The 25874-nt window shown below is 50.8% G+C and carries 30 protein-coding genes; 3 read left to right on the forward strand and 27 right to left on the reverse strand.

Translation table 11 applies throughout. The features are described from left to right. Positions 1-2 precede the first annotated feature (2 nt). The 3 genes from mmsB (at position 3) to QNH46_RS17185 (ending at position 3582) form a co-directional block, all read left to right on the forward strand. Positions 3-1166: a multiple monosaccharide ABC transporter permease gene (mmsB, locus tag QNH46_RS17175; protein WP_283925349.1), complete on the forward strand. Its 1164-nt coding sequence runs from the start codon at positions 3-5 to the stop codon at positions 1164-1166. Positions 1167-1293: 127 nt separating this feature from the next. Continuing rightward, entirely contained in the window at positions 1294-1860 is a 567-nt protein-coding gene (locus tag QNH46_RS17180) for a TetR/AcrR family transcriptional regulator (RefSeq protein ID WP_283925350.1), read from the forward strand. 144 nt (positions 1861-2004) lie between these two features. Beyond that, the gene (locus QNH46_RS17185) at positions 2005-3582 is read left to right on the forward strand and encodes an oleate hydratase (RefSeq protein ID WP_283925351.1); all 1578 of its coding nucleotides are present in this window, start codon (positions 2005-2007) and stop codon (positions 3580-3582) included. Between the two features lie 43 nt (positions 3583-3625). Here QNH46_RS17185 and QNH46_RS17190 read toward each other — a convergent pair whose 3' ends face one another. The 27 genes from QNH46_RS17190 to QNH46_RS17320 all read right to left on the reverse strand — a co-directional run bounded on the left by QNH46_RS17190 (position 3626) and on the right by QNH46_RS17320 (position 25609). After that, positions 3626-3817 carry an aspartyl-phosphate phosphatase Spo0E family protein gene (locus QNH46_RS17190; protein WP_230873731.1) on the reverse strand — a complete coding sequence of 64 codons (192 nt, stop codon included), beginning with the start codon at positions 3815-3817 and terminating at the stop codon, positions 3626-3628. 187 nt (positions 3818-4004) lie between these two features. After that, positions 4005-4355, reverse strand: a complete 351-nt coding sequence (locus QNH46_RS17195; RefSeq protein ID WP_283925352.1) for a DUF805 domain-containing protein — start codon at positions 4353-4355, stop codon at positions 4005-4007. A 186-nt stretch (positions 4356-4541) separates the two neighbouring features. After that, the gene (locus tag QNH46_RS17200; protein ID WP_283925353.1) at positions 4542-5672 is read right to left on the reverse strand and encodes a sn-glycerol-1-phosphate dehydrogenase; all 1131 of its coding nucleotides are present in this window, start codon (positions 5670-5672) and stop codon (positions 4542-4544) included. Positions 5673-5699: 27 nt separating this feature from the next. Next, positions 5700-7370 carry a ribulokinase gene (locus tag QNH46_RS17205; RefSeq protein WP_283925354.1) on the reverse strand — a complete coding sequence of 557 codons (1671 nt, stop codon included), beginning with the start codon at positions 7368-7370 and terminating at the stop codon, positions 5700-5702. Positions 7371-7397: 27 nt separating this feature from the next. Beyond that, a complete protein-coding gene (gene araD, locus QNH46_RS17210) occupies positions 7398-8087 on the reverse strand; it encodes an L-ribulose-5-phosphate 4-epimerase (protein ID WP_283928476.1) in 690 nt (229 codons plus the stop codon). A 620-nt stretch (positions 8088-8707) separates the two neighbouring features. After that, positions 8708-9829, reverse strand: coding sequence for a GntR family transcriptional regulator (locus tag QNH46_RS17215; RefSeq protein ID WP_430691842.1), 1122 nt, complete (start codon positions 9827-9829; stop codon positions 8708-8710). Positions 9830-9919: 90 nt separating this feature from the next. Continuing rightward, positions 9920-11407: an L-arabinose isomerase gene (gene araA, locus QNH46_RS17220; RefSeq protein ID WP_283925356.1), complete on the reverse strand. Its 1488-nt coding sequence runs from the start codon at positions 11405-11407 to the stop codon at positions 9920-9922. 194 nt (positions 11408-11601) lie between these two features. After that, positions 11602-11886, reverse strand: a complete 285-nt coding sequence (locus tag QNH46_RS17225; protein WP_283925357.1) for a hypothetical protein — start codon at positions 11884-11886, stop codon at positions 11602-11604. Then, entirely contained in the window at positions 11876-12283 is a 408-nt protein-coding gene (locus QNH46_RS24620) for a hypothetical protein (protein ID WP_430691843.1), read from the reverse strand. Before QNH46_RS24620 ends, QNH46_RS17225 begins: the two co-directional genes overlap by 11 nt. A 921-nt stretch (positions 12284-13204) precedes the next feature. Then, positions 13205-13921 carry an N-acetylmuramoyl-L-alanine amidase gene (locus QNH46_RS17235; RefSeq protein WP_283925358.1) on the reverse strand — a complete coding sequence of 239 codons (717 nt, stop codon included), beginning with the start codon at positions 13919-13921 and terminating at the stop codon, positions 13205-13207. Then, the gene (locus QNH46_RS17240; protein ID WP_283925359.1) at positions 13918-14187 is read right to left on the reverse strand and encodes a phage holin family protein; all 270 of its coding nucleotides are present in this window, start codon (positions 14185-14187) and stop codon (positions 13918-13920) included. Before QNH46_RS17240 ends, QNH46_RS17235 begins: the two co-directional genes overlap by 4 nt. 31 nt (positions 14188-14218) lie before the next feature. Next, positions 14219-14497 (reverse strand): hypothetical protein, encoded by a 279-nt coding sequence (locus QNH46_RS17245; protein ID WP_055107265.1) that lies wholly within the window; start codon positions 14495-14497, stop codon positions 14219-14221. Between the two features lie 81 nt (positions 14498-14578). Next, positions 14579-14857 carry a hypothetical protein gene (locus QNH46_RS17250; protein ID WP_283925360.1) on the reverse strand — a complete coding sequence of 93 codons (279 nt, stop codon included), beginning with the start codon at positions 14855-14857 and terminating at the stop codon, positions 14579-14581. Positions 14858-14892: 35 nt separating this feature from the next. Next, the gene (locus QNH46_RS17255) at positions 14893-16002 is read right to left on the reverse strand and encodes a tail fiber protein (protein WP_283925361.1); all 1110 of its coding nucleotides are present in this window, start codon (positions 16000-16002) and stop codon (positions 14893-14895) included. Continuing rightward, positions 15983-16570 carry a YmfQ family protein gene (locus QNH46_RS17260; protein WP_283925362.1) on the reverse strand — a complete coding sequence of 196 codons (588 nt, stop codon included), beginning with the start codon at positions 16568-16570 and terminating at the stop codon, positions 15983-15985. Before QNH46_RS17260 ends, QNH46_RS17255 begins: the two co-directional genes overlap by 20 nt. Continuing rightward, positions 16563-17681, reverse strand: coding sequence for a baseplate J/gp47 family protein (locus QNH46_RS17265; RefSeq protein ID WP_283925363.1), 1119 nt, complete (start codon positions 17679-17681; stop codon positions 16563-16565). Before QNH46_RS17265 ends, QNH46_RS17260 begins: the two co-directional genes overlap by 8 nt. Further along, complete coding sequence (locus QNH46_RS17270) at positions 17681-18166, reverse strand: DUF2634 domain-containing protein (RefSeq protein WP_430691844.1); 486 nt, start codon at positions 18164-18166, stop codon at positions 17681-17683. The genes QNH46_RS17265 and QNH46_RS17270 overlap by 1 nt, the downstream gene beginning before the upstream one ends. Then, positions 18159-18572, reverse strand: a complete 414-nt coding sequence (locus QNH46_RS17275; protein ID WP_283925364.1) for a hypothetical protein — start codon at positions 18570-18572, stop codon at positions 18159-18161. The genes QNH46_RS17270 and QNH46_RS17275 overlap by 8 nt, the downstream gene beginning before the upstream one ends. Then, a complete protein-coding gene (locus QNH46_RS17280) occupies positions 18565-19581 on the reverse strand; it encodes an XkdQ/YqbQ family protein (RefSeq protein ID WP_283925365.1) in 1017 nt (338 codons plus the stop codon). The genes QNH46_RS17275 and QNH46_RS17280 overlap by 8 nt, the downstream gene beginning before the upstream one ends. Next, positions 19578-20213, reverse strand: coding sequence for a LysM peptidoglycan-binding domain-containing protein (locus QNH46_RS17285; RefSeq protein ID WP_283925366.1), 636 nt, complete (start codon positions 20211-20213; stop codon positions 19578-19580). Before QNH46_RS17285 ends, QNH46_RS17280 begins: the two co-directional genes overlap by 4 nt. A 14-nt stretch (positions 20214-20227) precedes the next feature. Next, on the reverse strand, positions 20228-21820 hold the full coding sequence (locus QNH46_RS17290) for a hypothetical protein (RefSeq protein ID WP_283925367.1): 1593 nt from the start codon (positions 21818-21820) through the stop codon (positions 20228-20230). Positions 21821-21858: 38 nt separating this feature from the next. Continuing rightward, positions 21859-22029, reverse strand: a complete 171-nt coding sequence (locus QNH46_RS17295) for a cupin domain-containing protein (RefSeq protein WP_187386514.1) — start codon at positions 22027-22029, stop codon at positions 21859-21861. 14 nt (positions 22030-22043) lie between these two features. Further along, a complete protein-coding gene (locus QNH46_RS17300; RefSeq protein ID WP_283925368.1) occupies positions 22044-22505 on the reverse strand; it encodes a phage tail assembly chaperone in 462 nt (153 codons plus the stop codon). 31 nt (positions 22506-22536) lie between these two features. Continuing rightward, positions 22537-22953 carry a phage tail tube protein gene (locus QNH46_RS17305; RefSeq protein WP_155610595.1) on the reverse strand — a complete coding sequence of 139 codons (417 nt, stop codon included), beginning with the start codon at positions 22951-22953 and terminating at the stop codon, positions 22537-22539. A gap of 21 nt (positions 22954-22974) precedes the next feature. Further along, positions 22975-24438, reverse strand: a complete 1464-nt coding sequence (locus QNH46_RS17310; RefSeq protein ID WP_283925369.1) for a phage tail sheath family protein — start codon at positions 24436-24438, stop codon at positions 22975-22977. Between the two features lie 2 nt (positions 24439-24440). Continuing rightward, on the reverse strand, positions 24441-24758 hold the full coding sequence (locus tag QNH46_RS17315) for a YqzN/YkzM domain-containing protein (protein ID WP_283925370.1): 318 nt from the start codon (positions 24756-24758) through the stop codon (positions 24441-24443). 11 nt (positions 24759-24769) lie between these two features. Next, entirely contained in the window at positions 24770-25609 is an 840-nt protein-coding gene (locus QNH46_RS17320) for a hypothetical protein (protein WP_283925371.1), read from the reverse strand. Positions 25610-25874: the final 265 nt, after the last annotated feature.

The following is a 25874-nucleotide window of genomic DNA, read 5'->3' on the forward strand; positions in this document are numbered from 1 at the left end:
AGATGCAAATGATTAGCGAGCTTTTCAAAAAAAATATCCGCCAGTATGGCATGATTATCGCTCTTGTATTCATCACGGTCTTATTTCAAATTCTCACCGACGGCATTCTGCTGAAGCCGCTTAACGTAACCAACCTGATATTGCAAAACAGTTACATTCTCGTACTGGCCATCGGGATGGTGCTGGTCATCATTACGGGTCATATCGACCTGTCGGTCGGCTCTATCGCGGCGTTCATCGGTGCGCTGGCGGCCATCATGATGGTCGACATGCAGCTGCATCCCTTCCTCGCCGTCATCATATCGCTTGGGGTTGGGGCGCTGATCGGCGCATGGCAGGGCTTCTGGATCGCTTACGTGAGGATTCCCGCCTTTATCGTCACCTTGGCCGGGATGCTGCTATTCCGCGGTCTGACCATGATTATTCTGAACGGCCAATCGATCTCGCCGTTTCCGAAGTCGTTCCAGAAGATCAGCTCCGGATTTCTGCCGGACTGGTTCGGAGGCGAGAGCATTCACATCCTGACGATCGTCCTTGGCGCCATCCTCTCCCTGCTCGTCATTTGGCAGGAATGGAAGGAGCGCCAGACACAGATCAAATACAATTTTGAGACTGCACCGATGTGGATTTTCCTTGCCAAAGTGATCTCCCTTGTCGCGATCGTCAACGTCTTTACCTATGTGCTGGCCACCTATAACGGGATTCCGAACATTCTCGTCATTCTGTTCGTGCTCATCGTCATCTACTCCTTCGTCATGAACCGGATGATTGCCGGACGCCATATTTACGCGCTGGGCGGCAACGAAAAAGCCGCCAAGCTGTCCGGGGTCAAGACGAAGAAAGTGACCTTCTGGGTTTTCGTCAATATGGGCGCGATGGCTGCGTTATCCGGACTTATCTTCGCCGCACGCCTGAACTCGGCAACGCCTAAAGCGGGCACGAACTTCGAGCTGGATGCGATCGCGGCCTGCTTCATCGGCGGCGCTTCCGCTTCCGGCGGCATCGGCACCGTCATCGGTGCAATTATCGGCGGCCTGGTCATGGGCGTCATGAACAACGGCATGTCCCTGATCGGCCTTGGGGTGGATTGGCAGCAAGGCATCAAAGGGCTTGTCCTGCTTCTGGCCGTAGCCTTTGACATCTATAACAAATCCAAAACGAATTAAGTGCGATTTGCAGCCTGCAGGTGTGCAGTCCTCTGAAAAAGCTTCACTCTTTGTTAAAGAGTGGGGCCTTTTTTTATGTTACAATTGGATATATATGGATGAAAATTAGGGATAGCGGGGGATTCTTTTGTCGAACTCGACCATTACGAAGGGAGCCTTGGCCCATGCCTTGAAGCAAACCATGCAGGAGCTTCCCTTAAACAAGATCACTGTAAAGCAGCTCGTAAGCCGCTGCGGGGTGAACCGGCAAACGTTTTACTACCATTTTCAAGATATCTACGATTTGCTCGGTTGGATTTATGAGACGGAGGCCGTAGGCAGCCTTGCCGAGTATCGCAGTTACGATACGTGGACGCACGGGTTATATACGATATTCGCCTATATCGAGAGCAATAAATCCTTCTGCCTGAACACCCTTCATTCCCTGGCTCGAAGTCAACTGGACTCCTACCTGTATGCTGTCACCTATGACCTGATAATGGGCGTCGTGGAGGAAGTAAGCCGCGGCATGCATGTTGCCGAAGAGAATAAGAAGTTTCTCGCCAACTTCTATACGCTGGCCTTTACCGGGCTTGTCATTCAATGGATGCAGCAGGGAATGAAGGAAGAGCCGGCTTTGATCGTGGAACAGTTAAGCGAACTGATGCAGGGCAATTTCGAACGCGCTTTGCAGCGTTATAGGCAGAATATCTAGACATTACCATGCACATGTCCAAAAATGATACAGCACCCGCCGATTGTCGATTTTCTATAAAAAGGAAATCTCGTACATTGAAATTGTCTTACTCTAGATGTTCTGAGGTTGTTATCAAAATCTACGAAGGCGGGGATGAAAAGTATGGGCACTTACAGTAACCAGGTGTATTTTGTCGGAGGAGGAATCGCCTCATTAGCTGGGGCGGCATTTCTGATCAGGGATTGCGGCTTTCCAGGACGGCAGATTCATATTATCGAAGAGCTGAAGGTACTCGGAGGAAGCAACGACGGCGCAGGAGACCGTGAGCATGGCTATGTCATCCGGGGCGGCAGAATGCTGAACGATGAGACATATGAGAATTTATGGGAACTGCTGAGCTCGATCCCCTCTCTCGATGACCCCAGCCAATCGGTAAGGGATGAGATTATGGCCTTTGATACGGCGCATCCTACGCATTCCCGTGCCAGGCTTGTGAACAAGGATGGTGAAGTGGTGGATGCGGCCTCCATGGGATTTAACATGGGGGATCGTATGGCCATGGCCAAGCTCATCATCACACCGGAGGAGCAGTTAGGCCGGCTGCGGATTAACGAATGGTTTGGGGCTCATTTTTTCCAGACGAATTTCTGGTATATGTGGGCGACAACCTTCGCCTTTCAGCCCTGGCACAGCGCAGTCGAGCTCAAAAGGTACATGATCCGCTTCATGCATGAATTTCCGCGGATTCATACGCTTGAAGGCGTTACGCGTACGCCTTATAACCAGTACGACTCGATCATTCTTCCGCTGCACCGGTATTTGCAGGAGCATGGTGTTGATTTTGAAATGAATTGCACGGTGACGGATTTGGATTTCCTAGCGGGGGATGGCATTACGGTGACACGCATGCACTATGTTAAAGATGGAGCGGAGCGTGCGCTGGATTTGACGAAGGAGGATTTGGTCATTGTCACGAACGGCTCGATGACGGAAAGTTCCAGTCTTGGGTCGATGACAGCCCCTCCACAGCTAAACGGCAAAGGCAGCTCATGGCAGCTGTGGGATCGGATTGCGTCAAAGAAGCCAGGGCTGCTCGGTAATCCCGCTTCCTTTGATGATCACATCGATGAATCCAAATGGGAATCGTTTACCGTCACCTGCCAGGGCTCCCGCTTCTTCGATCGGATGGAGAAGTTCTCGCGGAATAAGGCCGGAAGCGGAGCTTTGGTGACCTTTAAAGATTCCAGCTGGTTCATGTCCATCGTGCTGGCTCATCAACCGCACTTCCGCAACCAGCCTGAGGATGTAAAAGTGTTCTGGGGTTATGGCTTGTACCCGGATCATGTGGGGGACTATGTGAAAAAAAGAATGTGTGACTGCACCGGAGAAGAAATTTTAACGGAGCTGCTGCACCATTTGAAATTCGAAAATGAGTTGGATGAGCTTATCCGCTCCGCAAACTGCATTCCCTGCATGATGCCGTATATTACGGCACAATTCATGCCCAGAATGCCCGGCGACCGCCCTCAGGTCGTTCCGGAAGGCTCAACGAACCTGGCTTTGATCGGTCAATTCTGTGAAATTCCTGATGACGTTGTTTTTACAGAGGAGTACTCCGTCAGGACAGCCAGAATCGCTGTCTATCAACTGCTGGGAGTAGACAAACCAATTCAGCCGATTAACCGGTATCAATATGATATACGTACTTTGCTTCAGAGCGCCGCAGCCTCTTTCCGTTAGGTTTCAGAGGATGGCTGGGGCAAATCTCAAGAAGCCGATTGCTTTAGGCAATCGGCTCTTTTCTCCGCAAATAATCATACATGACTTCATTATAGCGATTGATCAGCCGGTCAAGTTCCATGGACTGCCTCAGCACCCGCGTATCCCGCAGGCCGTATTGCTCCGCAAGCTGCCCAAGCTGACGCCGTTCTTCTTCAATTCTATGTTTAATATAATTGGATTTTAATTTCTGCACAAAAAACACCACCTAATGAATATATTAGTATAGGTTGACAAATATACCCATTATACGTTTTTCGATAACTTTTATTTGATGCATAAAGAGCCCGAAGCCTGCAAGGCCCCGGACTCTCTTTGTGTTCCATTTTTAAACCATATGTATAGATAGTTAAAACTTAATTGGTATGGACAACTAAATTTTATTAACTTTGAAGCTTAGGATTGAAACCATATTTATTGTCGCCTGGCTCGCTATCTTGGCACATGAACACAATTAGAATAATCGCACCAACTAGAGGAATAAAGCTTAGCAGAATCATCCAGCCGCTTCTTCCCGTATCATGCAATCTACGTATAGCAACCGCGAGGCTTGGCAATAAAACAGCCAATGAATAAATGTAGGACAGAATTGTATCCAACCCTATTAACCCACCGATAAAGCCAAGAACTAACGAAGCAATCATGTTGAACAGAATAAACATCCAGTATTCTTTACGGCGCGCTCTCCCTTCAAATCCGACATAGTTTTTGAGAACCTTTAAATACCACTCCACTAACGTCACCTCATAAATTTAGTTTTGTTGCGACAATTCGCACAAGGATATATCGGTTTAAACTATTAATTTTTTTATAGAAAACATGCTCTTTTTTGCAAAATCAATGAAAAAAATCATGAAAGGATTGCCTGGGTTAAATCCCAAGCAATCCTTTGCCAGCACCTATAATAAGAATAAGCTAAATCATGCCTCATTCAACGCGCGCAGCAAGGTGTGCCGATTGTAGCGAACCAGATGCGCCTCGCGAAGACTCTCCGTAAATAGATCTTCATCGACGCCAAGCTCTTCCAGCGTAGAAGGACCTCCAGCAAGAACGAGCAATTCCCGGATCCTGGATGCGGACGGCACCTCAGTCAGCCATTCCCGAATCTGGTCACCGTGCTCAAGCAGCGCCTTCGGCTGCCGTCCGGGGAATTTGCCTTCGTCCACGGCCGCGTGATACAAGCGGGAAATTTCAGCACAGGCCACGCCAACCTTTGCCCCGTGTAGCAGTGCCCGATTTCCGCGGCGCAAATAGGCCATCTCCCAATGGTGAGATAAATGGTGCTCTGCGCCGGAAGCCGGATGAGACTGCCCGAACAGCAGCATCGCAATCCCTGATTCGATCAAGGCCGTCATCAGGATGCGAATCCCTTCCTCTGTCCGCTCTCCGATCTCCGCAGCATGCTGGATGCAGGATTTAAGCGCCTGCTCTGTAATGACTGCAGCCTGTTCGCTGTAAGGCTCTCCCCCCGTAAGGCGGGATACCTTCCAATCGAACAGAGACGTATATTTGCCCAGCATATCCCCGAAACCAGCCGCTACCAGCGGCTGCGGCGCCTTCATTAGAACGTGCACATCGGCAAATATGGCAATCGGCGGAACAGCCGCCACCGTCTTCTTAATCCCGCGAATAATCAACGGCGCTCCCGCCGAGGTAAAGCCGTCCACGGAAGGAGCCGTCGGAATTGATACAAACGGAATTCCCGTCTTATGACTCGCGAAACGTACGATATCATGGATCGTTCCGGCACCGACAGCAATAAGCCCATCCGTGGTGCCAGGATCTACTTCAAGCAGCAGCTGCACAACAGCCTGCTCATCGGCGACGACATCGCCGGCCGCATTCGGCTCCAGAAGACATAGCTTTGTCTTCAAGCCCTGGGATTGGAGACTCTCTTCCAAAGCTTTCCCTGCCGCATCATAAGTATTCTGGTCGGCTACGATCACTAAGCGGTGCAGAATACGATCTCTTAGAAAAGGAGCTGCCTTATAGATCGCGCCGGTCTCCAGAACGATTTTCTCCAAATGGTCTATTTCCCGGGAATTATCCATGCCGAATTTACCTCCAGTCTGACGGCATTACTCCGTAGATTTCTTGATGCTCTTGAGCCGCTTCATTACGTCGTTCTCGCCGCGGCCGAAATAATCATGCAGCTTGCTGTATTCCTGGTATAAACGGTCGTAGATTTCCACGTTCTCCGGAATCGGCTTGAACGTCTCTTCCTTCACCCGGGCCATACGCTCTGCCGCATCAAGAATCGTGTCATAACCGCCAGCCTCTTTCCCGGCAGCTACCGCCGCAAACATCGCTGCACCAAGTGCCGGCGTCTGCTTGGAATCGGCAACGAAAATTTCGCGATTCGTAACATCCGCGTAAATCTGCATCAGCAGACGATTCTTCTGCGGCAATCCGCCACAAGCGTACAAGGCATCAACCGCAACTCCATTGTTATGGAAAGCGTCGACGATTTTACGGGTACCGAAGGCCGTAGCTTCGAGCAGGGTACGGTAAATTTCCTGCGGCTTGGTGAGCAGCGTCATTCCCAGAATCAGGCCGGTCAAATCTGTATCGACGAGAACAGACCGGTTGCCGTTCCACCAATCCAGCGCCAGTAATCCGGTTTGTCCCGGCTTATAGGCCGCGGCTTCCTTCTCTAGCCATTGATGGACGCCGATGCCTTCCTTGGACGCCGCTTCTTTGACGTAACCCGGAACCGCCTCTTCTACGTACCATTCAAAAATATCGCCTACGGCCGACTGTCCCGCCTCATATCCATACAGCCCTGGGATAATGCCATCCTCAACGACGCCGCACATGCCTTCGACCTGCTTCTCTTCCGTGCCCAGCAGCATATGGCAAATCGAGGTGCCCATCGCCATCACAAGCTTGCCCGGCGTTACGACGCCGACAGCCGGCACGGCAGCATGAGCGTCTACGTTCCCGACGGCAACTGCAATGCCCGGCTTGAGGCCCATTATTTGCGCCATATGCTCAGTCAACCCGCCCGCATTCGTTCCGAGCGGAATGACTTCACCGCGAAGCTTTGTCTCTGTAAGATTCTCCAGCCTTGGATCCAGCGCTTTGAAATATTCCTTGCTTGGATAGCCATCCTGCTTATGCCAGATCGCTTTATAACCGGCCGTACAACTGTTGCGGACGATGGTGCCCGTCATTTGCGAGATGACCCAATCTGTCGCCTCCAGGAACATATCTGTGCGCTCATAGATTTCGGGGGCTTCATCAAGGATTTGCCATACTTTGGCGATCATCCATTCGGATGAAATTTTGCCGCCGTAACGTGGCAGAAACGCTTCTCCGCGCTCCGCTGCGATTTCGTTGATCTTATCCGCTTCCGGCTGAGCGGCGTGGTGCTTCCATAGCTTCACCCAGCTGTGCGGATTATCGATGTATTTCGCATCGAAGCAGAGCGGCTGGCCCTGCTCGTCAATCGGCAGCATCGTGCATGCCGTAAAATCGATCCCAATTCCGATTACATCAGCCGGATCGATGCCAGACTCCCGGATAACCGCTGGCACGGATTTCCGCAGCACCTCCAGATAATCATCAGGATGCTGCAGCGCCCAGTCATGCTCAAGCTTGATACCGGAGCCCGGCAGCTGTTCGTCGATAACGTGATGCGGATAAGGGGTCACGTGATCCGCCACTTCGCGTCCGTCCGCTAAGTCGACCAGTACCGCGCGGCCCGATTGCGTACCGTAATCTACCCCGATGGTATACTTGTTAGCCATATGAAAAACCTCCCGTTCAATAGCGCATTATTTTTGTCCGTAATATGCCTTGGCTCCATGCTTGCGCAGGAAATGGCGGTCCAGCAGCGTCTGATCCATAGGTGCCACCTCCGGATTCAGCATCAGCATGCGTGCCGCAATCTTCGCTACTTCCTCAAGAACAACCGCGTTATGAACCGCATTGTGGGCATCTTTTCCCCATACGAAAGGTGCATGGGCATGCACCAATACACCTGGTACCTGGTTCGGGTCGATGTCCGCAAACCGTTCGACGATTACGTTCCCCGTCTCCAGTTCATAAGCGCCTTCGATTTCTTCCCGGGTCATCGGCCGGGTCACAGGAATTTCTCCGTAGAAATAATCGGCATGTGTCGTACCGTAAGCTGGCAGCGCCTTTCCGGCCTGCGCCCAGCTTGTTCCCCAAGGTGAGTGAGTGTGCACGACCCCGCCGATATCCGGAAAAGACCGGTACAGCACCATATGGGTCGGAGTATCGGAAGATGGACGCAATTTGCCCTCGACCACATTGCCCTCCAGATCCACAACAACCATATCTTCCGCTTTCAATTCCTCGTACGGCACACCGCTTGGCTTTATGACGAACAGCCCGCTTCCACGATCAATGCCGCTGACGTTTCCCCATGTAAATGTAACCAGTCCGTGCTTCGGCAGCTCCAAATTAGCCTCCAGAACTTGCTGTTTAAGCGCCTCCAACATATGCGGCCACTCCTTTCCTCTCATCGTAATTCTTTACGTTGCATATCTATTACAGATACCCTGTCCTGATCAGAAGGCAGATGCAGATCTACAACCTAGATCTATAGACAAGTATCCAATCCGATCAGACTGCAAACATCTAGTGTTAGATCAAACTACAAGATCAGTCAAATCAAGTTGTAAATATCGATCTAAGATGAACTCGACTGAAAAATTTGGGATGCAGTCAAGGGGACACATCCCATGAACCTGTATCATCTAAGGAATTTAGGAGATACAGCTTCGTAGGAACAGTTTACGTACTTGCTTAACCCATTTCTAATCGTTCAACTTAATAATAAATGGATTTATAGCCGTTAGTTTCTACGGTAAAATAGGAAACATAAATTTAAATGGATTTCCTGTAGTTATAAGATGGAACATCGCCAATGATCGGACTGGATCCTTGATCTTAGGTGTATAAATCCATCTGATTCCCTAAAACAATGGTTTAGAGCCTAATTAGATACCTGCATTCCATTTAATACAGCACAGTTTAGTTGGTATATGCATAAACATACATGCCAAATCAAAACGTATTGTACGTACAAGTTATAGGCTAGAGTCCTGGGAAACGGACCCTAGCTTTGCAATTCCACTTCTTGATTCGCCTGTTCTCTGTTTTGCACGGATTCCCGCTCTACGATCTCCGGTTTAAAGACCGTGTCTTCAACCACCAGCCCATGCTCAATCATCCCGATGAGCTGCCGGGCTGCCAGCTCACCCATCTCCGTCTTCGGATGCGTCAGCGTCGTCAGCTTCGTCCCGGAAGCGAGCGCAAGAGATGAATCGTCAAAACCGACGACCGAAACGTCCTCCGGAACCCGTAGGCTGCACTGTTGAATAGCCTCCATCAGAACGACCGCCAATTGATCGTTGTAGCACACAAAGGCGGTCGGCCGGCCTTCCTCATCCTGCTGTAGCAGCTGCACAGCTTGAGTGTACGGAACTTCGTCCTTCTCCTCCGTCGTGTAAGTTACTACTCGTTGGGGAGATACACTGATCCCGAACTCCCGATGCGCCGCGAGAAAACCTTTAAGGCGATTTACCCCTTGCAGGTCATCCCGTTTAAAGAACCCGACGATAGAGGTGTGTCCCTTCTCCAGCAGATGTCGTGCAGCCAAATAGCCGCCAAGCTCGTCATCCACCTTCAGGCAAGGACATTCCAGCTCGCGATACTTCTCATTGATCATCAGGTACGGAATGCCCTTCTCCTGCAGCGACAGAAAGTAGCTTAAGTTCGGATTGCCTTCCGCGCTCTTGGTGGGCTCGATGATGAGCCCGCTCAGCGGCTGGCTGGTCATCAGCTGCAGGCTTTCCATTTCCTTCTCTTTATTGTTATCCGTGCTCGATAGAAGAAGCCGGTATCCTTTGCTTCGCAGCTCTGCCTCGGCGCCGCGGACGATATGGGGAAAGATATAGTCCGAAATGTATGTCGTGATGATCCCGATCGTCTTGACCTGCTCACCCTCTCGGCGCAATGGGTTTCTCGCGAAGGTGCCTTTGCCTTGAATCCGCTCCAGCCACCCTTCCTTCTCCAATTCACCGAACGTCTGGCGCACCGTTTGCCGGCTAATGCCGAACTGTTCAGAAATCTCGTTCTCCGATGGGACCTGTTGTCCGGGCTGCAGCTTTCCCGTTTCAAACCATGACAACAGTTCATTTTTGAGCTGCAAATATTTAGGAATCCGCCGATTACTCATCATTCACCTCAGCCAAATGCTCTTATTCTACCCGCTATTGTATCATAGGCCGGGGAACACGCGGAAACAGGATCTCTCAGGCTCAGGCCATTAGCGCAAGCGGTATGCCATGTCGCTCCAGCGAAGCTCGTTCTTGAACCGGCGCAGCGACGTATCCTTGTCAATAATAACAGCCTCGATACCAGCCATTTCCGCCCAATCCGACAGATTCTCGGCCGTAATGTTATAGGACAGCACCGTATGGTGAGCCCCGCCTGCCAAAATCCATGCTTCTGCAGCTTCTCTCAGCGACGGCTGTGGCTTCCAGAGCACGCGGGCAACCGGCAGCTTCGGCATCGGCTTCTCTACCTTTACCCCGTCTACAACGTTAACGATCAGGCGGAAACGGTTGCCCAGGTCCACGAGGGAAGCGTTGACCGCCGGGCCGTCTTGACCATCAAAGACGATGCGCGCCGGATCTTCCTTGCCCCCGATACCTAGCGGGTGAACCTCGATCGACGGCTTCGTCGCGGCTATCGTCGGGCAAACCTCAAGCATATGTGCGCCAAGGATCAAATGGTTGCCCGGCTCGAAATGATACGTGTAGTCCTCCATGAAGGAAGTATTCTTGTTGTTGGCAAGCACTTTGAGCACGCGGGTCAATGCGGCGGTCTTCCAGTCGCCTTCGCCGCCGAAGCCGTAGCCCGCTTCCATCAGGCGCTGTACAGCCAGACCCGGGAGCTGCTTCAGACCATGCAAGTCTTCAAATGTCGTAGTGAACGCACCAAAATTACCAGCTTCAAGGAACCGTTTCATCGCGATTTCGAGACGCGCCTGATAAGCGATCGAATCGCGAACCGAACCAGGACTCAGACCTTCTTTGGTAATCGTGTATTTCTCAGCATATTCATCGAGAAGCTGCTTCACTTCTGCATCGCTTACTTCGTTTACCAGCTGTACGAGATCGCCGATACCATACCCGTTCACCGACCAGCCAAGCTGGATTTGCGCTTCAACCTTATCGCCCTCAGTTACCGCTACCTCGCGCATGTTATCTCCAAAGCGCGCTACCTTCAGGCTGCGGCTCTCTGCATACGAAACGGCTGTCCGCATCCACCCGGCGATATCCTGGCGAACCTTTGCGTCCTCCCAATGACCGACGACGATTTTACGGGCAATGCCAAGACGGGCCCCGATATGGCCGTATTCCCGGTCGCCATGCGCAGACTGGTTCAGGTTCATAAAGTCCATATCAATCGTTTCCCAAGGAATGTCGCGGTTAAATTGCGTATGGAAATGAAGTAGCGGTTTCTGCAATTGGGACAAGCCGCGGATCCACATTTTGGCCGGCGAGAACGTGTGCATCCATGTAATGATCCCGGCGCAGGATGAATCGCTGTTCGCTTCGACAATTAATTTATAAATTTCATCTGGTGTGGTTACAATTGGCTTAAATACGATGGATTGTGCAAACGCAGGATCTTTGTCCAGCTGCTCGGCAATGATGCGGGAATGCCCAGCTACCTCTTCCAACGTCTCAGGCCCGTACAAATGCTGACTTCCTGTTACAAACCAAAATGAATACGGTTTCAAATTCATTGCGTTAACGCCTCCCAGAGTGATTGATTTCTTAAGTAAAAATGCAATAGTCCTCCCGACCTGTATATACAATATTGATATATTTAAATACACAATGTCAATTGTACGTACAAGTTCTTACCTAGATTCTATAGCTGCTCCACTGAAAAGGCAAGTATTTTTTATCCCCATCGGTTCAAATTCCTATATAATCTTCAATCATTCGTCCAGTAATCGATATCGCTTCGCAATCCCCGCCGCGGTCTAGCCTTAGCTTGTTCCTCCGTCCCTGCAACATTTAGCAGCCTCAGGGTGGCTAGATTGGATTTGTCCGGCCAATTCAGATATCCGTCTCTCTCTAGCTGTCCCAAAGCTGCCAGGATATCCCGCTCCATCCTGCCAGTTGTACGTTCAAGTTCCTTCATACTCGGAATACGGCGGCGCTGTGACCAAAAATTATAAATAATCCGCAACAGCTTGCGTTCCAAATCAGGAAGCATAGTAGCTGCCTCCTTTCGTAATTTGCTGCTTAGGTGGTTGTACGGGTGGTTTTGCAGGTTGTTTCATAGATGGCTTCACGGGTTGTTTTATGGATGGCATTATGGATTGTTCTGTAGATTGTTTTGTAGATTGTTTTGTAGATTGTTTTGTAGATTGTTTTGTAGATTGTTTTGTAGATTGTTTTATCGATGGCTTCACAGATTGCTTCACAGATTGCTTCACGGGATGAAGTGCGAGAATTTGCTCAGTTCTAAAGGCTCTTGGTGCTCCCGTTTGCAGACATGTTGCCCGAACCAGCCCATTGCGAATGGCATGAATGTGAATGGACCGCTGTGTAATTCTGCCGCTGCGATCCATGTATATGATCTCGACCACCTGGTTAATGTATTTTTTCACCAAAATCATCTCCGATAAGAACATTTGTTTGTATTATATACGAACTTATGTTCTTTAACAAGTAGAAAATGGCGCCTGGCTGCCCACATTTTTCCTTAAGATGACTCGTTTAGATTTTGTCAGGCAATGTTAAGGAATAGTAAGCGGGTGGAAAGAGAAGCATGGGGTATTAAAGGGAAATTCGATCATGTGAAATGAAAGGAGACTGCATTATGTGGAAGCTTGGTGAAAGATATCGAGGCAAAGGGAAGGGGATTCTGTGATAATTGCGTTTTGCATACTGATGGGGTGTGCGTATGTGGCGTACATCCTGTTTAGTGTGTATTGGTCATAAAGAAACTTACAGGGAGTCTGCGTCTTAAGACCAATGGGGTTGCTAATCCCTTTGTTCCTTTAGATTTCAGGCTTAGCCATGGGTAATAATCACTGCGACTCGCCTGCAAGCTGGTAGTCTAGTATGGGAGGACGTCCGCTAGATGTATTTTCTACATTTACTTTAAGCCAATAAGGGTAAGTTTTGCGAAGTAAATGTAATTCCTACATCTAGTTTACGGCATTTTGCCCGGCTAGCCTTCATATCTCATTTCTAACTGTAAGAAATGCAGCTAGTTTGTGTTGTCATCGATAAACGGCAGTTTTTAAATGTAACAAATACAATTAGATCTAGCTGACCAGAGCTAAATACGAGTAGCTGATAGCGATTATAGATTACAGATTAAGAGATTAGAGATTAACGAATAATGGACAGCGAATCGTGGATGGTGATTAGTGATTAGTGAACTTAACAATTGGATAGCAAATAGCGGGACAACTAGTAGACATGCATCAAGGAAACGAGTAGACAAATAATCAACTGCAAAATAACAAGTCTTAAAATATAGCAGCAAATACGCAGAGTAAACTCCCAGGCGCCATAAGAGTTTACTTCTGCAATCTGCTGAGAATCGTGCCAAGCGTTCCAATATCGATCGGATCGGTTGCCTTCCAGACTGGACTGATCCCAGCGTTCGCAATAAGCCATTCGCGGCCGCTTTCTTTCCAATTCTGTGTTTTTTCAGGATCAACCGCTTCTGGCTGTTTGCCTCCTTTAGGCTTCAAGCTCAAAAATTGGGCAATACCGTTAACATGCCCTTTAACAATTACTTCAATTATCTCCTGCTGCTTCAGTTTGTTCGCATCGCCAGTTACGTCAATGAATAAATTCTCTGTCAGCACCGCGGTCATTTTACTTTCCCTAAGCATATGAAGATTTTTGACCTTCTTGCCCCTGTCAGTGACGTTATAAGGCTTGAGCTCCGCAATAATTGCATTATGCAGCATATCTTGCAGAGATTTGGAACCCGCCGATGCCGAGGTATAGCGGTAAGACTCGAATCCTCCGGCACCGCCCCCGGCGTTGCAGTGAACGGAGATAAGAATATCAGCGCCCGCTTGATTGGCTTTGCTGGTACGCTCTTTTAAGGTGATATCAGCATCTGTCGTGCGTGAGAGCAGTACCTTTACATCCGCATACTGAGCTTCAAGTTGTTGCTTCATGGCAAGTGAAATCCGGAGAGTAATGTCTTTCTCCTTCAATCCATTTCCGGTTGCTCCCGGATCTTTCCCTCCATGCCCTGCGTCGATCCATACCGTTTTCATTGATCATCCGCCCCTTTCAATGCTTGCTTCACGAACTGATTGCCGTATACCGCAAACGCTCCGGTAAGAATGCCCTGAATCAGCGAATCCGGCCCCCATCCAAGCAGCCAAATGGTAAGCAGAACTGCAACGACGGTAACGATATATATAATGCTCCAATCGGGAATCTTGGGCGTTTTTTTGAGAATATAGCCGATCACCCAGCATACTGCCACAACTCCGATTAAATACGGATGTATGAGTTCAAAAATAACGTTCCAGTCCATCACTATCTTCCTTTCCAACTTTTAATATAGTTTATTCCTCCAGGCGGTCCAGCCGCTTGTGTGCTTGCTTGGTCGATTCCTCTACCCGCGTCACACGTTCGGATATTCCATCCAAGCGCTGGCTTTGAATTCGCACGTCCACCCTGATGTCATCGACGCCGCGTTTGATATATTCCACATCTGTCTGCAGGGTCGCTCCGGCCTCCGCATCTTTGGCTGCATCCTGGCGTATGGTCCGTGTGCGCCCCAACCAGCCTAGCAAAATTCCACTAACGGCCGTCGCAATGGAGATGAGTATCGTAATTTCCATCCTGCTCCCTCCGTTTCAAAAAGAATAGCCCCCGGATCGGGGGCAAAAATAAAACGCCTTTCCGGCGCTGACCATAAACTGTTATGCCGTTTCAGTTATTTCTTCGTACTCTGATATCAGGTATTCATAATCACAAACACCCAATTCGCTATTGCTGGTTTTGTAAATAAACTGACCCAACTGAACTAAAACGACATTTTTAGCATCCTTTTTAATCCCTACTCTAACACTGCCATCAGCTTCATAAGCAAGTGTAACCCCCTTCCCTGTAAACTTAATGATCTGTTGTATTGTCGCTGCATCAGTATCAGAAAATTCAATCGCTTCAACGCGATCCTTGGATTGAAAGATTCGAATCATTGTCAACACCCTTCGTTACATACTTGTCCTTGGACTTACTCGTAAGCCTTCCATTTAAATTCGTAACTAATGGTTCCATATCCCACATTGCCGGAAAATCCATCAGGATAAATAGTTATTGGATTTCTGTAATTACCCGTAGGTAAGCTTAAGGTGTTATTAGCGTATTGTACCGTACACCCGTGTAATGTCATGTCATCTGGATCGTAAAATTTAAACCAGTAATACGGTTCAAATGAAATAGTATAAGTTGCATGTACAATGACTATTCTGGGTGTAAAATTTAGACCTCTAATTTCAAAATTACCCCATGTGACGGGAACAGTCATCCCGGTACCGCTTGCCCACCTTTTTCCAGTAACGATCTGCCCGATCTTTTGAGCTAGTACTGTATTTGTATCATTAACACTAGCAGGTACATTTTTGGATGTTATTGCGTTTGCTATAGCCTGCTTTTCCGCTGTGGTCATGCGCTCTAGCGCCCCTACTATCCCCCAAAACGTCTTATCCTTCGGAAGATTTCCAGCTATGAGATTCGGTTCTCCGACAACATACCCACTCCCATTGTGGTATCCTGCCGAGATAGCTTTATTTGCTGTACCCGGAGTTATTGCCTTTGCCCCTTGATTCGCCATGGTACCAGTTAGGTTATTTCCGCTGGCGTTACTAAACGTCTTTCCGCTTAACACGTCCGCAGCAACAGCATTCCCCGTCGCTTTAATAACCCCTGCCATCTTACTGATCAACGAATCCCAACTCTCAGACGTGGATGCCGAAATCCCTTTGGCAACAAGCGCGGCAACCACTTCCGCTTTCCGCTCATTGCCAAGCTGAAAAGCCGCATCAGCTCTGGTCTGCGCCGCTGCCGCCGCCGTATTTGCTGCATTAGCCGTTGTTTGGGCAGCCTGCGCTGTACTCATGACCTGGCCAACAGCCTTTTCCGAAGCCGCAACATCGCTCCTGTTTCCGTTTGTCGCATCGGACAGCGGTATATCAACATTCGCTAATTCTTCCCGGACTTGCCCCACCGCCGAATCAATCTTATCCCAGTTCTCGTTGAGCATTGTTTCAATATTAAACGTCTGACTTCCATCCGTAATAGGATCTTTCTTCAATAAATCAAGGTTAGGTGTATGACTTGCCAACTGAACCACCTCCTGCAAATTTTGATAGCGATACCTGCTCTAATTCACCAAGTGTCATTACAGCATGAATGTCCCGGATCAGCAGATAGCTAAATTCATATTCCACCGCCAGATGAGCCGGTTTAATCTCTTCAATAACAGCCTTCAGGTCATCCAGATTCGGAGGAATTCCGATCGTATCAATAAACTTGATCGTAAAGCTCCATTCCGCAGGTTGGAAAGACACATCTACAGTTCCGCCGTCGTAGGCTTCAGCCACGTTCTTGACGAGCCGCCCCGAAAACTGACCAACCCCACGCAATTTGGACTCCACTACCGCACGTCGCTGCTCAATCGGCTTTGTATGATCTGTTTCAATACCTAGCTCGTATTCCCACCGATCCAGCCCCCAGGTGGCCGTCTGAACGAAAAATTGACTAAGGGTTTCATCCAGCGCTTGATTCAATGCATCAAGCTCGCTTCCTTTGGCCTGCATATTGGCACGTATTACTCTGGATGACTCATAATAACCAGGTAGATAGGAAAACATTTCTTTGCCCCTAGGGCTAGTAACAGTAAATTCATTCATGGACATCCACCGCCCCAAGCACAGCGACCTGTCCGAATTCAATTTGAATATTTGTATCGGATAGTCCATTCACCGTTAGATCGGAGTAATCGATAATCGGCGGAATATCCAGCAGAACTGAAGCAATACGCGTTACCCGCACGAGCGGATCGGCAAAAGCCAGCTGCTTCAAATATGCCTGCACTCCCTTTTCGATCAGCGCCTTCACTTCGGCCAAGGTAGCCCCGTCGGCCAGGGTCAGCTTAACGCTGATATGAATCGGCACTTCCTCAGCCGCCATCACGGTCACAACCGGCCCCGCCGGAGCCATGCCCTCTCCTTGCCCGTCCTGCGTCGGGTCGATATATTGCTGGGCTGCCGCAACGATATCCTCGTTGGCCGCGCGTTTGTCCGCATCAAGCAAATAAATGCCGACCGTTCCCGCTCCGTTCCATAACGGATGAACCTGTACGCCGCCAACGCCCGGCACCTCTCCGGCCCATTTCATATATTGGGCTTTGTTCCCGCTCGTTCCTTGGCTTCGCACCTGATTCAAAAAACGTTCCAGCAGCGATTCATCCGACTCTACATCCGTACCGCCCCGGGTCTCCTCAAGGTTCGTCACTGCCGTGATCCCGTTCACCGAAGCAGACAGCACCGTAATCACACCTGCAGGCACTGTGCCATTGCGGCCTGGTTCTACGGCGCGAATACCCACAAATGCCACACCTGTGTCATCCAGCGTCACGGCTGCGGTCGTCGCGTATTCAATAGAAGCTTCCCCCGTAATTTCGTCGGCCGGAGTAGCTACCAGCGTGCCCGCAGGCACCGTTATGCCTGGCGTTCCGGTAAACTGAACCTGTCCGGTCGCCGCCGTCGCAGCACGCCGCACCACACCATGCTCTGCTGCTCGCATATCCAGGTATGGCCCATAAGACGAGCTGGCAAAGCCCCATTCCAGCACCTGTCTGGCCCAGAGCGCAGCCTCCGATAGCATAAAAGCCACAGGAGCCTGCGCATCCCAAATAAAAGAGCCCTCCGATTTATCGATATCGTCAGGCACCCGACTTAACATTCGCTGCATAATCTGTTCTTCCGTCTGTTCTTGCAAATATACTGGCAATCCTGCCATTACACGGTCACGCTCCCTTCCAAAACCGCAGTCTCATCTCTTACATTCATCACGCGGCAGGAGAACAAGCAGGCATCCCCAGACCAGCGAAAAGAAAACTGATCCACCCGCGCCGTACGCGGATCTATCATCAATGCCTCCGTCGTCATGCGCTGAATTTCCGATTCCAGCGCCCCGCGGCTCATCCCCCGGCCGATCAGGCCTTCGTATTCCTGCCCGTAATCGCGGGAATAAATTAAGTGATGATACCGTGCGGTTCGCACGGCCTTCTCACACCACATCATCCAGGCTGCGGTCTCGTCGGCGGACACTATTTTTCGCGTAGGGGTCATCCGGAACTCACCTGCGTCAAAATCAAACAGCCAGCTTCGTCCAAACACTCCGCCATCTCCTGCACGCTGCCCCTCTAGCACGTTCAGCTCATCCAACCCAGCCACGTCCGAGCTAGCGTCCCATTCCTGCTCCGCTGGAAATAAATTAGCCACCTTGGCTCACCACCCTGCATAGGACGACCACCTCATGGCCGCCATTCAAATTAGCGGCAACGACGCGATCCCCCGGCTGAAGACCGTCGGCCAGATTAACGCGAACGTCCTTGATCTCGGCCGCCTCAAATTCAAAACGCGTTCGCGGACCCGGTACTCCAAGCGGGAATCCCTCCTGATCGACGGGCGACATCATCGTTCCTACCATATGAAAAGCCGGAATTTCCAAAGTGACCGGAAAATCCGCAACCCAATAACTTTTAATTTCGTGCTTGAAATGATCCAGCTTCAGCCCCGATGCCGTTATCGTTCCGAGCTCCGTGGACATGCCGGACAGCATATCTTTGGCATATCCCGCCATCTGCTGCCGGAAAACGGCCGCCAATGATTTATAAGGATCAGCCATGGTTAAGATAATACCTCCTTTTCACGTAGTCGTATGACCCCAGCTCCAGCGACATCCGTCCCGGATCGCCCAGCTCATGCGATATGGACATGACAATCAGCTCCAGGCCGTTTAGCTCCACCTTATCACCAGCCCGCAGCGTGTTAATGTCGAGCCCGTTTACGGTGAAAGTCTCCTGAAGGCCGGTCAGCATGCTTTTGGCCAATTTTTTAGCCTCCGCCGGTGTCTTCACATCCTCGTCCTGAACAATCCGCTGCAAAGTCCCGAATGTACTGACTTCTCCCGTCTCTACCGCCAAAAATTGCGATGGGGGATCGGCTTTGTTCTTATCGCTGCCGGTTCTCGAACTCGCTGGTTTGCTGCTATCGGTGCTGCCAATCACTTTGACCTTAGTGATCGTTCCCTCCAAGGTCCGATGCTGGTCGATGCCCTCCAGAGCTTCAAGTTTCCATACGGTTTTGTTGCTGCCGATTTTGAACAGCTCGAGACCCGCAGGCGTCATCCGCGGCATATACGCATCCCCGCCGAGCTTCACGGTCTCCCTTAAGTCCGTTACGATCATGTTATAGATCGCTTGAGAGCGGTAAGTCGCCTTACTTAGCGCCTTTTCCGTGTCCGGAATGGAGGCCAGCTTGATTTGCCAATCCTGCGCGTATTTCTTGAGCCGCTGGCTTGCTGTTCCTCCCGAAGAGAACAAGTACTCATCCTCCGATTTCGCGAGGTAAATGGTCCGGTCGTACACTACAAGGCTGAGGCTCTTGCTGCCGCGATTGCTGCTGATGCATTCCCACACCACGCCGGGATTCAGCAGATAGACCATATCCTTCCCTCCAAAGTGCACGCCGCTTACGCGAATCGTCTGCCCCGGAGCAATGAATAGTCCAGATTCAGGCACCCGCAGATTGATGCGAGCCTCATACGAAATTTGATCCAGCGAATCGGTTAAGGAGACACTCTCGATCAACTCCCGCAAATAATGCTTATCCTCCAGAACCACCTCATAACTCATGACGGCATCACCAGCTTCTGCCCTGGTTTGATCAAATTGGGATTAGGGCCGATCATTTTTTTGTTCAAATTGTAAATAGCCGACCATTTAGAACTGTCGCCGAGCTCCAGCTTGGCAATTTTAGAGAGGCTGTCGCCGGACTTGACGGTGTAGGCTTTTGGCGTTTTTTTCAAATCAGGACGATTCGATCCACCACCGCTATTCCCGCTGCCTGCAGCACTCCCCGCCTTCGTATGAACCTTTGGCTGCCTCCACATCCGGGCCGTCAGATCGAAGTAAATATCGTCGGGCTCCCCGCCCTTAAACGTAGTGTCATGCACCGTGATAAAGACGAGCAAGTTCACCAAATTCTCAATGATCAGTCGAACGGGGCGCTTGCTGTTCATCATCTCCGTCAGCAGGTGCATGGCTTCCTTTGGCGCAGGCTGCATCTCGTGATCTCCCCACCGTGCGGGAAAAAAAGAAGAGAAGGTGATTTCCCTCACCCTCTCTGCCGTTGCCATATCAAATTCCCCGTAAGATAGCATATTCAAGGTCTCGTAGCCTTTGCCCCGAGTAATCCTCACCTCTTCCGGATTGACGGGGAACACGAAATCGGTGCCTGCGGCTTCATCTATTAACCTGATTTCCATTCTTTGCTCCCCCCTTATTTGGTCATATTTATAAGTACTCTGCTTATATTATGAGTCACATGCCATCCAACCTGCTTGGAAATACTATCAATATCGATTTCCTGTTGCTGCTGATGAATTTGAACCATCCCTGGAGGCATATTTACTATAATCTCAGGGGCTGGCTGAGGTGCAGCCGCCTGGGGAACAGGGGGAATTGGAGCAGGAAGCGGTCCATTTAATGATTTGAAATACTCAGCTGCACTCAAAATCTCTCCATCCGTTAACGGGGTTCCAGAAGGCTTACTGCCAGTACCGAAAATGATCTCGTGCTTGAGTTGTTCTATATCAGTAGTAGGGTGCAATTTCCTTCCGCCACCACTTAAGTAGGCATCAGCTATAGTCGTTCCCGGAGGATACGGTGGGTCATGGAATGTGCGTTTTCCTTTTTCACTAAATAAGTCATATATGCCTACTCCGATTTTTTCACCAATCATATCTACTACTGTATTTCCAACTACTGTTGCTAAATAATTTTTAGTAAAGTAGCCAGTTACTGCTGTTCCAAGCAAGCCACCCACAAAACCCCCTATTTTCCCTGCTCTCTCCCTATCCGTCTTGGCAGTAAATATCTCATAGGCTGTTTGGATTTGTGAAATACCCGGTATTTTTATTATCTTTTTACCCTTGCCTATAAACTCCGTTACCTTCTTCACCCAAGGTTTATCCATAAAGCCCTTTACTTTACTGTTATTCCATAAATCTTTGGCCTTGGGAATCCACTCGTTCTTTACTTTGCTGTTGTCCCATGCTTGTTTTACTTTGCTATTCTGCCAGGAATCCTTGATCTTCGGAAGCCATTTATTACTCCACTGATCTTTAAGCTCCTTTTGCGCTCCGTCGACTATATCAGATTTTATTGACTCTATTAATTTTTTTCCGAATTCCTTCAAAGCGTTCCCGGCATCGGAAATCATTGTATCCCACGGAATATTCGAGAACTTCTCAACAATACGTTGAGGATCAATGAGCTCCAGAAATGCCTCAATGAATATCTGACCGAGCGTCTTCCCCGCTGCTTCGCATAGCGGCTCGCTCTCTTGAGGGCTACATCCTGAGGATTCTCCGCATTTGCACTCTCCTGCCGCCTCAGCCGGACATTCAACAACTTCCAGCGCGTCAAAAATACACTGTAAAGCTTCCTGGAAAGTCACCGAAATCCGCTGCAATAAACTTTCTCCTTCAGCACAGATCTGTTCAGCTATAGAGCCGCCAATCGCAGCTCCAAAGCCTCCTGCATCCACCTCGACCCGCCACCGTGTACGGCTCAGCTCCTCCAGCGCGCCCCTGATCTCGGCGATCTTCGGCGTCGCCAGGTCGATCAGTTCGGCCACCGGACGGGCCGCGGCCTGATTAAGCCGCTTCATCGTTGCGCTAAGCCGGATGGCCGTTTCCGTGAAACGGTCTTCTAACGTAATGCTCGGCCGCATTCTTGCGTTACCAAGTGCGAGGGCGCGCCGCCGGGTTTGCAGCAGCATGCGATCCAGGCTTCGCAGCTTCCTCTCCGCGGCATCGATATCCCGGGAATTTATAATGATGTCCATTGAACGCAGTTCATGATTCGCCACGTTTTACCTCCTTTCGGCCGTAATTCAGCCATACAGGCTCATCCGGGCTGCTTCCGCCCGGAGCCGGACGGCGAGGCTGAAGATGACATCATCTCCAGCTCCATCTCCGTAAAAGCCCGCAGCAGCATGCGCTCTCCCTTCGGGAGAGACCAGAACTCTCCGGGGCGCAGACTATGCCTGCTCCACATATGGAACAAGAGCGTCGTCATGCCGCCGGAGTTCGTTAGTTTTTTAGGTCGGCAATGTCCACCCCGAAGCCGGACAGCTCCAGCACCTTATCGCCTACAGCATCAAGCTCACCGGCGAGAAGCATACGGCGCACTGCTTCATCTCCGCCCGACAGCCGGAGCCGGCTCGTAATGCGCTCGTCGCCCCAGCCGCTCAGCTTCACGCTTTGCTCCTGGCCGTCGGTCTGCTTGCGTACGACCTCCAGAGCAGAGGTCGCCTCCTTAATCAGCGTCGCATTAAACAGCTCGCTGTCGATCTTTTCCGAGACGTGGCCTTTCGTCGTTTTGCGAATCGTGCAGCGCTCGCGGATTGAATCGACCTTGCTGGAGGTCAGGCCGCGCAGCGTTACGCGCAGGCTTAGCCGGGAAATAAAAACGGTCTCTTCCGGCAGATTCGCTGCCGTCTCGAAGAGACCGTCGAGAATATCCTGTTCGTTCCACTCTTTTACATCACTCATGTTCGTTTTCTCCTTTCAATTTCGGGAAAGACTAAGGTCCTGTGATCGGATCAAGCAGATCATACCCTTCGAAGGTGAACGGCGTTTCTTCAACAACCTCTTCCCCCGCCGTCCAATTAGCCAGCTGGATTCTATCGACCATGCAGTTCTTCAGCTCAATGCGTTCAAAGCCGTACGCCTCTGGGTCATCCAGCTTCTGGATAATATTGAACTTCTGAAAGCCCCTCTGGATCATGTCGGAGGTCACTTTATAGCCGCTCATCGTGCCGGTGCCTTTTTTGCGACCCAGCTTGAAAACGGTGTATTCCGTGCCCACCAGATTGAGTTCTCTTTTATCCGCCTCTACGTTGGCCTCCAAGTGATTCAGGTTCGACTGCCATACGCCATCGATAAAAATCTGCCCGAACGTCCCCATAATGACGCGGCTTGGATCGAGATATTGTGCCATCTTATCAATTCCCCCTCAAAATTATTGCACGTAGAACGTGCCGAAAATTTGTTCCATCACATCAGTGTCGTCCGCCTGCCAGGTCAGGAATACCTGATCATCCTCTGGCCGCATGACTGCGCCGTCCCCGTAAAATCTCGGATCCAGCGTCACGTCGTAGCCCGTAGCCGCGATGACGCCCTCCGCAGCCAAAGACTGCAAATACTGCCTGCCTGCGCTAATCAGCGCCTGACGGCCTTCCTCTGTATTGTTGACTTTGCCGATGTAATGATCCTCCGCCTGACGCTGCAGATCAGCATTAATCTGGTCAATAACGCGGATTTTGCGGATTTTCTTCCAGCCCTTGTTCTGGCCCTGCTGCAAGGTAATCAAGCTGTTCACCCCGCGCAGCACCTTAACCCGGCGGCCGTCATGCACTAGCAGGAATACGCCGTTGTGCACCGCCTGCTCCTGTTCCGAGCGCGTCCAGCGGCGGGTCACATCCTCAAATGGCGACGCGGCATATGTCGTGGACTCTTTTAATGCCTGTCCAGCAATCAGCCCCGCGACCCAACAAGCGACCTGTGCAGAGGAATACGATTTTCCGTTCAATACAGCCCCCGTCCCTACGTTGATGACTCCTTCAAAATCCGCTGCGACACTGCGAGCAATTGCTTTATTCACGGCATCTGCGCCCGTATCCTCTGCGAATGTTCCGCCGAGCGCGGCCATAATGCCTTTGCCCTCGCTGCGCACCCGTTTGAGCCAGGCGACAAGGCTTGTACGCAGCGCCGCGTCCGTAACCCCATCGAGCGTTAACACATGGAAATCCTGCGTCTCAAAAGCTTCCGTAGCCGCGATATAATCCGCGTTCGTAATCCCTGAAATTCCGCTGGCTCCCCCTTCAAAAGTCACGCCGGACACGTTAGCAAGCTCGCCGTCAGACAGCTTCTCCGCCACGATCCACTTATTCCCCGCATCCTCATTAATTGCGGCAACAGCAGCATCCACATCGCCAGTACCCAGTGTGATCGTGCGGAGCAGTGCGTTGCCTTCATAAAGCTTGAGCTCCTTCATGTCCGGCACAGCCAGGCTCGATTGAATTGTCACCTTAAAAGCATTGCCGCGTTCGCCGCTGTATTTGGCGCTTAGCTTCAATGCCTCTTCAGGACTCGCTTCACCGTTCTTCAGCACAAGCTCGGCCGGCGCAGCAGAGCTGTCCGCAATCCGGTAGGCCAGCAGCTTCTTTGCGCCGCCAAGCAAGGAGAAGTACAGCGTCGTATAAGCCGTTGCCCCGCCGGATTCGTCGGTTGAAAACAGCTCTTTGATGGCATTTTCGCTCGTTACCTCCACAAATTGGCTGATCGGCCCCCAATGCGCCTTGACCGGAGCGACCACCACGCCGCGTGCCCCCGGCGCGATCGCTGACCCCGCCGCACTTACAAAGTTCATGAACAGCCCCGGCAATACCGGCTGACTCGTCAAATTCCAATTTCCTGCTGCCATATTTACTTCACCTTCCTATTCAAAAATAGTTGTACCTGCTTCTTTGCTTCCTGAACTGTCAAGCTGCCGCCGGGCAGCGAATGATATGCGCCCGCCAATACCTCCGGCTTCACGCCCATCAACGCTTCCGACTGCTGCATAATCTCGTCAAGCGGATACACCGGATCAGCAGCCTCAGATGCTTTGACAGCTTTGACAGCTTTGACTACTTTCGCAGCTTTGGTTGCCTTACTCGCATGAGCTGCCTCGGCTGCTTGAACCGCTTGAGTGGCTTTAGCTGCTTCGGCTGCCGTTTGAGCTGCTTTCTTTTTTTGTGCCATTGCTCTTCACCTCAAATTGATGTTCGTTTGTGTTGAATAAACTGCATCAGTGCCCCCTCGTCCACAGCGCTCGTGATGCGCCGACTGAACGTCACCGACAGCGGTCCCTCCGTTACTCTGTTCGCATTCCAATTCACCTTCGGCTCTAGGACGGTCAAATACGTCTTAGTGCCAGGCTGCAGCGGAATCTTCACTGCTTTACCCAAGCTTTCAATCAGGGCAAGAACCGCCAGATGCTCTTGATCTCCATCCGTCCCGGCGATAAAGGCGGTGAACTTTTTCCGCAGCTCCCAAGACGTTTTTCCATGCGGTGTCGATTCCATGTCGACAATCCGCCACATGACTGCGGGCGGTTCATAACCTAACGGCCAGCTGCCGTTATGTACCTGCCAATCCGGGCCCAGCACACGCTGCGTCCATGTCTGGATCGCATTAAGCCATGGGTCACTGCTGATTTGTACCGTTCGGCTTAATGGTTGCGGCACCATCAAGGCGAACCGCAGGCCTCGTTTTACGGCATCCCTGGCTTCATCCGGCGTATCCGGCCCGAGGTTTCCCTCGAATACACAAAGGAACCTTTCCCCTGTCCCAGCCCTCAGCAGCTGCTTGTCCAGCGCTTTAACTGTTTCCTCACTCAACCCATCCAATCCGGCCGGACTTAAGCGGGGCACGTAAAGCCACAGCTCGATGATTTGCCTCAACCCGGACCAGGCACCGTTTGCTTCCACCTCGCCCTGCAAATACAACGCGCAAGGCAGTAAAGCTTCTTCCCCAATCCCGTCAGGAGAGCTGTAAACCGCATTCAGTCCGGACACCGCCTCCAGCAGCTGGGCTGTCACCGCACTTCTCATAAAGCACACCATTCCCGCATCTCGAATTTACCTGCTCCAACATTGCGCAATGGTATCACCTCCCCCCTTGTGGACTGCCGCCTCGCTTCCGTGGACTCTAAGAACGGCAAAAACCGCTGACTCGTCAGCGGCTTTCGTCCCTCTCTATTCATTTCCACAATACAAATTTAACACGTCTAAAGTACAGCGCACGGACATCCCCTGGTCATAAACCGGACATCTGGCGGACAGCCCATCGAACAGCGTCTGAACCAGATACACCAGT

The sequence above is a fragment of the Paenibacillus woosongensis genome (assembly GCF_030122845.1).
Classification (GTDB): Bacteria; Bacillota; Bacilli; order Paenibacillales; family Paenibacillaceae; genus Fontibacillus; species Fontibacillus woosongensis_A.

What these genes read in the sequence shown, in the direction of transcription:
- QNH46_RS17280 (WP_283925365.1), bottom strand. Translation starts at nt 19,581, where the DNA reads ATGAGTTATGAGGTGGTTCTGGAGGATAAGCATTATTTGCGGGAGTTG.
- QNH46_RS17200 (WP_283925353.1), bottom strand. Translation starts at nt 5,672, where the DNA reads ATGGATAATTCCCGGGAAATAGACCATTTGGAGAAAATCGTTCTGGAG.
- QNH46_RS17300 (WP_283925368.1), bottom strand. Translation starts at nt 22,505, where the DNA reads ATGAGTGATGTAAAAGAGTGGAACGAACAGGATATTCTCGACGGTCTC.
- QNH46_RS17305 (WP_155610595.1), bottom strand. Translation starts at nt 22,953, where the DNA reads ATGGCACAATATCTCGATCCAAGCCGCGTCATTATGGGGACGTTCGGG.
- QNH46_RS17310 (WP_283925369.1), bottom strand. Translation starts at nt 24,438, where the DNA reads ATGGCAGCAGGAAATTGGAATTTGACGAGTCAGCCGGTATTGCCGGGG.
- QNH46_RS17285 (WP_283925366.1), bottom strand. Translation starts at nt 20,213, where the DNA reads ATGGAAATCAGGTTAATAGATGAAGCCGCAGGCACCGATTTCGTGTTC.
- QNH46_RS17260 (WP_283925362.1), bottom strand. Translation starts at nt 16,570, where the DNA reads ATGAATGAATTTACTGTTACTAGCCCTAGGGGCAAAGAAATGTTTTCC.
- QNH46_RS17245 (WP_055107265.1), bottom strand. Translation starts at nt 14,497, where the DNA reads ATGGAAATTACGATACTCATCTCCATTGCGACGGCCGTTAGTGGAATT.
- QNH46_RS17265 (WP_283925363.1), bottom strand. Translation starts at nt 17,681, where the DNA reads ATGGCAGGATTGCCAGTATATTTGCAAGAACAGACGGAAGAACAGATT.
- QNH46_RS17295 (WP_187386514.1), bottom strand. Translation starts at nt 22,029, where the DNA reads ATGACGACGCTCTTGTTCCATATGTGGAGCAGGCATAGTCTGCGCCCC.
- QNH46_RS17215 (WP_430691842.1), bottom strand. Translation starts at nt 9,829, where the DNA reads ATGAGTAATCGGCGGATTCCTAAATATTTGCAGCTCAAAAATGAACTG.
- araA (WP_283925356.1), bottom strand. Translation starts at nt 11,407, where the DNA reads ATGAATTTGAAACCGTATTCATTTTGGTTTGTAACAGGAAGTCAGCAT.
- QNH46_RS17315 (WP_283925370.1), bottom strand. Translation starts at nt 24,758, where the DNA reads ATGGCACAAAAAAAGAAAGCAGCTCAAACGGCAGCCGAAGCAGCTAAA.
- QNH46_RS17275 (WP_283925364.1), bottom strand. Translation starts at nt 18,572, where the DNA reads ATGGCTGATCCTTATAAATCATTGGCGGCCGTTTTCCGGCAGCAGATG.
- QNH46_RS17225 (WP_283925357.1), bottom strand. Translation starts at nt 11,886, where the DNA reads ATGCTTCCTGATTTGGAACGCAAGCTGTTGCGGATTATTTATAATTTT.
- QNH46_RS17235 (WP_283925358.1), bottom strand. Translation starts at nt 13,921, where the DNA reads ATGAAAACGGTATGGATCGACGCAGGGCATGGAGGGAAAGATCCGGGA.
- QNH46_RS17320 (WP_283925371.1), bottom strand. Translation starts at nt 25,609, where the DNA reads ATGAGAAGTGCGGTGACAGCCCAGCTGCTGGAGGCGGTGTCCGGACTG.
- araD (WP_283928476.1), bottom strand. Translation starts at nt 8,087, where the DNA reads ATGTTGGAGGCGCTTAAACAGCAAGTTCTGGAGGCTAATTTGGAGCTG.
- QNH46_RS17205 (WP_283925354.1), bottom strand. Translation starts at nt 7,370, where the DNA reads ATGGCTAACAAGTATACCATCGGGGTAGATTACGGTACGCAATCGGGC.
- QNH46_RS17240 (WP_283925359.1), bottom strand. Translation starts at nt 14,187, where the DNA reads ATGGACTGGAACGTTATTTTTGAACTCATACATCCGTATTTAATCGGA.
- mmsB (WP_283925349.1), top strand. Translation starts at nt 3, where the DNA reads ATGCAAATGATTAGCGAGCTTTTCAAAAAAAATATCCGCCAGTATGGC.
- QNH46_RS17250 (WP_283925360.1), bottom strand. Translation starts at nt 14,857, where the DNA reads ATGATTCGAATCTTTCAATCCAAGGATCGCGTTGAAGCGATTGAATTT.
- QNH46_RS17185 (WP_283925351.1), top strand. Translation starts at nt 2,005, where the DNA reads ATGGGCACTTACAGTAACCAGGTGTATTTTGTCGGAGGAGGAATCGCC.